Origin of the sequence: Micromonospora foliorum (assembly GCF_022229015.1) — a bacterium.
Taxonomy (GTDB): Bacteria; Actinomycetota; Actinomycetes; order Mycobacteriales; family Micromonosporaceae; genus Micromonospora; species Micromonospora foliorum.
In genome coordinates, this window is record NZ_JAKKFF010000384.1 from 1 (window position 1) to 5,762 (window position 5,762).

Below are 5,762 nucleotides of genomic sequence, written 5' to 3' on the forward strand. Positions count from 1 at the left end.
GGGCGGGCCCGCGCACCACCACCGAGAGCGCGGCGCAGTGCGGGGCGGCCGCGGCCACCACCCGAGTGGCCGCGGCGGTAGCCCGCAACTCGGCCGGCACGACGACGAACGTCTGGTCGGCGGCCTGCAGCGCCACCACGGCCGCGTCGTCCAACTGTCGGGGCAGGTCGATCACCACGAAGTCCCGCCCACGCCGGGCCGCGTCGACGGTCGCCGCCATCGCCGTCGCCGGCAACGCCAGCATCTCGCCGCGGTCCCAGGAGAGCACCACGAGATCACCCCTGCTGGGCAGGGCCTGCACCAGCGCCGGGGCGTCCACCCGCCCGTCGGCGCTGGTGAGCGACGGCCAGCGCAGGCCTTCCAACTGTTCCCAGCCCAGCACGAGGTCGAGGCCACCACCGAGCGGGTCGGCGTCGACCAGGAGGGTGCGCAGCCGGGCCCGCGCGGCGGTCACCGCAAGACCACCGGCGAGCACACTCGCGCCCGCGCCGCCCCGACCACCGAGGACCGCGACGACCCGGGCGCCGACGCCGGGCGGACGGTCCGGATCATGCTCGGCGAACCGATCCACCAGCCACGGCTCCGCGGCCGGCAGCGTGGCGACGTGCTCGGCCCCGATCAGCTCGGCGATCTGCCAGCCAGGATCGAGCTGACCGGCCCGGCCGAGCAGCACCAGCCGGGGTCGTTGCGGCAACCGGGCGCGCAGACACGCCTGCGCCTGATCGGCGCCGAGCAGCACCAGGGGCGCGGGCAGCCAACGGGTACGGGCAGCCGCCGGGTCGCGGGCGAGCTCCACCTCGGTCCCGCCGACGGCGGCGAGCCGGAGCACATCATCGAGCAGATCGTCGTCGCCGGTGACGACCAGCGGGAGCCGGCGGATCGGCGGAACCGTGGTACGGGGTGGCATCGCGGCCTCCAGCGGTCGGGCTCTGGTATGCCGCCGACCCTGCTCGGATTCCGCCCCACGAGCCGCCCCGATGACGTCGCCTGTGGACAACCGGGTGGGCTGTGGAAAACCCCCGCCGAGACAGTTGATCTGCTACGAGCGCTGGCAAATCCCCAGCTACTGCCGCTAGGGGAAAGACAGCGAGGCCGCTCCCGAAAGGAGCGGCCCCGCAAGTCGGTGGTCAGCCGACCCGGTCGGTCCAGGCGGTATCGAGGATCACCTTGTACGAGCTGATCCGCACGGGCGACAGCGTCAACCGCTCATGGGCGAGCAATTCGCCCGTCTTCGGATCGAAGATCAGCAGGGATTGCGCGTCGTTCTGGCGGTCGTCGAAGGTGACGGCGACCCCATGTCGGCCGGCGCGGTCCGTGACCTGCCCCCGCCAGCGGAAGCCGGGCACGTCGGCGAGGACCCGCAGGACCGCCGCTCGGGTCGCACGCGGCACGACGTACCGCCCGTAGAGCGTGCTGACCTCCTTGCTCGCCGCCCCCGCGCCGTACTCGACCTTCAGCAGCTCCCGCAGCTCGGACGGGACGGCCGACGGCGGCCTGAGCTCCCTGGGGGGTAGGGGGATGACACTCGGTGCGGGGGTGCCGGTGGCTGCTGGCCGAGCGGCGCTCTCGCGCTGCCAGTAGTCCCGAGACTCCTGGTCGGGGTACTGCGGCTCCAGTTGGGAGCTGGCCTGGTTACCGGTCCCGTCTGCGGCCTGCCAGATCTTCGTCTCGCTGGCAAAGGCCACGTGGTGGCGGCCGTCGGCGGACGTCATCAGCGGATCGCCCCACACCTTCGTGTGGTGATACATGTAGCGCCCGCTCTGGTGGTCGTACGCCGCGTCTTTGATCTTGTCGGCCAGCATGCGCAGCTGCGGGCCGGCGGCCGGCGGATCCGCGTCGAACTGGTACGCGACCGGCACGAGTACCAATCCCGCTGCCGCCACCGGTTCGCCCTCCGGTGCGCTCCCGCCGAACGGCTGGAGTGCCGCCACGGCACCGACCGCGACCGCGAGCGTGCCGGCCGCCAGGACCAGCCGGCGGGTCGGGCGTACGCGACGACGCCCGGCCACCGTCTCGGTGGCGCCGGCGCGGTCGATCAGCTCGCGTGCCGAGACCAGCGGTGGCCCGACGACGGCGTTCCGGGCCGGGTCGGCCGGGCCGAGAAGAGTACGGGTTCGCTCTGCTCCGAACATCACAGATCCTCTCGAATGGTCACCAATACCGGGCTACGCCGGGTCTGCGCGGGCCGGTCCGACATTGCTTCGGCAAGACGGCGGCGGGCGCGATGCAGGCGCACCGCAGCGGTCGCCCCGGTGCAACCAAGAACCTTGGCCGCCTCGGACACCGTCAGCTCCTCCCAGCCGACCAGCCGGAGGATTTCCTGGTCGAGGTCGTTGAGGTTGGCCAGAGCAGTCCGGATGTCGGCGACCCCGACGCTCGTGTCGGCACCCGACGATCCGGCCAGTCGCTCGAGGTCGACATCGGTGATCGGAAGGGGGTCCGGTGCGTTGCGTCGCGACCGCCACTGGTTCGCCAGCAGGCGCCGGGCAACCCCGTACAGCCAGGGCAGGCTGCGCTCCGGCACCTCGGCGCGGCGACGCCACGCGACGACGAAGACCTCCTGGGCAAGCTCCGCGGACGCATCCCGGTCAGCGAGCCGGCGAAGGCCGTATCGGACTATGTGCTCGTACTCGGCGGCGTAGAGGCTGGTGAACCAGCCCTCGTCCCGCTTCTTCGGTGGACCCACCCGAACCCCCATTGCCTCGGCGACTCTCACCCTGGCTTGTGTCGCTGAGGGCCCCGGGGATTACCGCGCGGCCGAGGGCGGATGCCGCCCACCGGGAAACGGACGCTGCGGTCAGTCGTCGATCGCCTGGTAGACGGTGGTCCAGAAGTCGTGCCACATCGGCAACCGCTGGTCGCCCGCGTGCGCCCGCTGCATGAACACGATCGTCGTCAGGTCCTCCGCGGGGTCGTTGTACCAGGCGGTGCCATAGAAGCCGGGCCATCCGTAGCTGCCGACCGAGGGTCCGAGGTGCGTGCGTCGGGTACGCACCGACATCCCGAAACCCCAGCCGATGGCGTCGAAGTATCCGGGCCAGAAACCGGAGATCGCCTTCTGCGTCGGGGTCAGGTGGTCGCTCGTCATCAGTGTCACCGCCGGCCGCGACAGCACCCGCTCGCCGCGGTGGGCGCCGCCGGCGAGCAGAGCCGAGGCGAAGGCGAGGTAGTCCTGGGCGGTCGAGACGAGCCCGCCGCCACCGGACTCGAACATCCTCGGTCGACTGAACCGCCCGTCGGGGGCGTCCTCGACAACCGGCTCGCCGGTGGCGGCGTTGTCCTGCTCGTACGCCGTCGCGAACCGGCCGATGCTCGCGCTACCCACACTGAAGGCGGTGTCGGCCATCCCCAGCGGCTTGCAGACCCGCTCGGCCACGGCATCACCGAAGGACATGCCGGTGGCCCGGGCGATGAGCACGCCGGTCACGTTGGCGGCGGTGTCGTACATCCAGCGCTCACCTGGCTGGTGGACGAGCGGAAGGTCACCGAGCTGGCGGATCCACTCGTCGGGCGACGGATATTCGAGTGCGTTCAACGCGTCGGCGATCGGGACCGTTCCCGGCTCGGCGGGGACCATGCCGGTGCCAAGGGTGCCGTCCAGGATGTCCCGCAGCGTTATCGGGCGGTTCGCCGGGACGGTGTCGTCCAGCGGGCCGTGGGGATCGGCGAGCACGGTCATGTCCGCCAACTCCGGGAGGAAGTCGTCGACCGGGTCGTCGAGGCGGAGGGTGCAGTCCTCGACGAGGGTCATCGCACACGCGGCGACGATCGGCTTCGACATCGAGCCCAGGCGACAGATCGTGTCGACCGCCATGGGCGTCTGCGACCCTGGGCCCTCGAACGCGAGCTGACCCGTCGCCTCGATGTGCACCTCGCCGTGGCGGGCGAGGACGGCCACCATGCCGGGGACGAAGCCGGACTCGACGTGGTGCTCAAGGAACCCACGCACCCGGGCCAGCCGTTTCGACGAGAAGCCACCAGAAGCCACGTGTTCCTCCTCAGCTCGTCCCGTTTGGCAAATTACACGCCACACGGCGACGACACGGTCCACGACGAGGTGGGAAGGAGACCCTCCAAGCAGTGCCGCTCGACGTCGGGTCCTTGGGCTCACGGCTGGCCGGTCGTCGACGTGGGTAGGAGATCGGGTACCGGGCGCCGGCTGCGGCGGGCTTCAGAACGGCTTCCTGCGGTGGCGCGCTCCCATGAAAAGGGACGACCCCCGTCGGGGGGAGACGGGGGTCGTCGGAGGTTCGGCTCCGGGGGGGTCGAGCCGAACCACTCAGCGGTCACGGGGGGTGCAACCGCTGAGGGTCTGCCTGTTTCGAGGATGTGAAAGCTCGTCGTACGGACAAGTCTGCCTGAGCGGGCCCGTCACGTCGAGTGGTGCTGCCTCCACTCACTGCGAAAATCTCCTCGCAGAGTGTGAGCGTGATCACGCGGAGCGGAGAGCCCGCAGGTCTGAGGGGTGGCATGACCCCGGGCACCCGCCGACGATAGACCATCCGGCTAGACTTTCGCGCCGTGGGCCGAAGTGCCGCTTTCTTCGATCTGGACAAGACCGTCATCGCCAAGTCGAGCGCCCTGGCGTTCGGTCGGCCGTTCTACCGGGATGGGCTGATCACCCGGCGTGACGTGGTCAAGTCGGCGTACGCGCAGCTGATGTTCCGGCTGGGCGGCACCGACGAGCAGACCATGGCCCGAACACGGGACTACCTGGCCGCGCTCTGCAAGGGCTGGCAGGTGGAGCAGGTCCGCCAGATCGTCGCGGAGACGCTGCACGAGCTGATCAACCCCTATGTGTACGCCGAAGCCGCCGCCCTGATCGAGGAGCACCAGGCGGCTGGGCGGGACGTGGTGCTGGTGTCGGCGTCCGGTGAGGAGATGGTCCGGCCGATCGGCGAGCTGCTCGGGGTGACCGACGTGATCGCCACCCGGATGACGGTGCGGGACGGCCGGTACAGCGGCGAGGTCGAGTTCTACGCGGCCGGCCCGAGCAAGGTCGAGGCGGTCACCGAGTTGGCCGCCGCCCGGGACTACGACCTGGCTGATTCGTACGCCTACTCCGACTCGTACAGCGATCGCCCGCTGCTGGAGTGCGTGGGCCACCCGAGTGTGGTCAACCCGGACCGGCAGCTGCGCAAGCTGGCCTCGGAGAACGCGTGGCCGGTGCTGGAGTTCCGGCACCCGATCCCGCTGGGCCGGCGGCTGCGGGAACGGCCGGCGGTCCCGGTGGCCGCGGCGGCCCTGGGGGTCGGGGTGGGCGTGGCCATCGGCATCGCCTGGTACGGCCGGCACCGCCGCACCCGAGCCGCCACCACCGCCTAACCCCCCACCCCCGTCCACTCTCACGTCGATCTTGGACTTGTGGTGGGCGGCTTCGGCGCATTGGCACCTTTTGCGAGGCACCACAACTCCAAGATCGACGTCGGGGAGGGCGGGCTGCTCCGGGGCGGCGGGCCTGATCGCTGCTCAGGCGGCGGCGAGGATCTCGTCTCCGATGGTGGTGAGCTGGTCGGCGCCGACCTCGACGGCGGCCATGTAGTGGCGTAGCCAGGAGCGCAGCCCGTCCGGGGTGCCGGTGGCGAAGGCGCCGGCCGCACCGACGTACTCGGGCTCCCGCTCGCGGTGCCCGACGTCGACGGCGAGCAGGCCCCGCGGGTCGAGGCCGCTGGCGAGCAGCACCAGCCGGGCGGCCCCGCGGGCCACCACGCCGGACGGCCCGGCGAACGGGCGCAGGTTCAACAACTCCCCGTGTACGACGG

Annotated in this window: 5 protein-coding genes and 1 pseudogene; 1 reads left to right on the top strand and 5 read right to left on the bottom strand. The window is 71.2% G+C overall.

Annotation, left to right across the window (positions count from 1 at the left end; all coding sequences use genetic code 11):
- The 4 genes from ssd to PSH25_RS25225 all read right to left on the bottom strand — a co-directional run.
- Positions 1–907 (bottom strand): septum site-determining protein Ssd (ssd, locus tag PSH25_RS25210; RefSeq protein ID WP_238661421.1); only part of this gene is annotated, 907 nt, incomplete at its 3' end.
- Between the two features lie 220 nt (positions 908–1,127).
- Positions 1,128–2,132, bottom strand: a complete 1,005-nt coding sequence (locus tag PSH25_RS25215) for a CU044_5270 family protein (RefSeq protein ID WP_238661422.1) — start codon at positions 2,130–2,132, stop codon at positions 1,128–1,130.
- On the bottom strand, positions 2,132–2,686 hold the full coding sequence (locus tag PSH25_RS25220; protein ID WP_238661423.1) for an RNA polymerase sigma factor: 555 nt from the start codon (positions 2,684–2,686) through the stop codon (positions 2,132–2,134). The genes PSH25_RS25215 and PSH25_RS25220 overlap by 1 nt, the downstream gene beginning before the upstream one ends.
- 111 nt (positions 2,687–2,797) lie before the next feature.
- Positions 2,798–3,988 (bottom strand): serine hydrolase domain-containing protein, encoded by a 1,191-nt coding sequence (locus PSH25_RS25225; protein ID WP_238661424.1) that lies wholly within the window; start codon positions 3,986–3,988, stop codon positions 2,798–2,800.
- A gap of 533 nt (positions 3,989–4,521) precedes the next feature.
- Between PSH25_RS25225 and PSH25_RS25230 the strand changes: the two genes are divergently transcribed.
- Positions 4,522–5,325 (top strand): HAD family hydrolase, encoded by an 804-nt coding sequence (locus PSH25_RS25230; RefSeq protein ID WP_238661425.1) that lies wholly within the window; start codon positions 4,522–4,524, stop codon positions 5,323–5,325.
- Between the two features lie 144 nt (positions 5,326–5,469).
- On the opposite strand, the pseudogene PSH25_RS25235 reads toward PSH25_RS25230, so the two are convergent.
- Positions 5,470–5,762, bottom strand: a pseudogene (locus PSH25_RS25235) (oxidoreductase); the annotation flags it as partial.

Bases quoted from the DNA above. Each gene is read 5' to 3' on its own strand.
- PSH25_RS25215 (WP_238661422.1), bottom strand. From the start codon at position 2,132: ATGTTCGGAGCAGAGCGAACCCGTACTCTTCTCGGCCCGGCCGACCCG.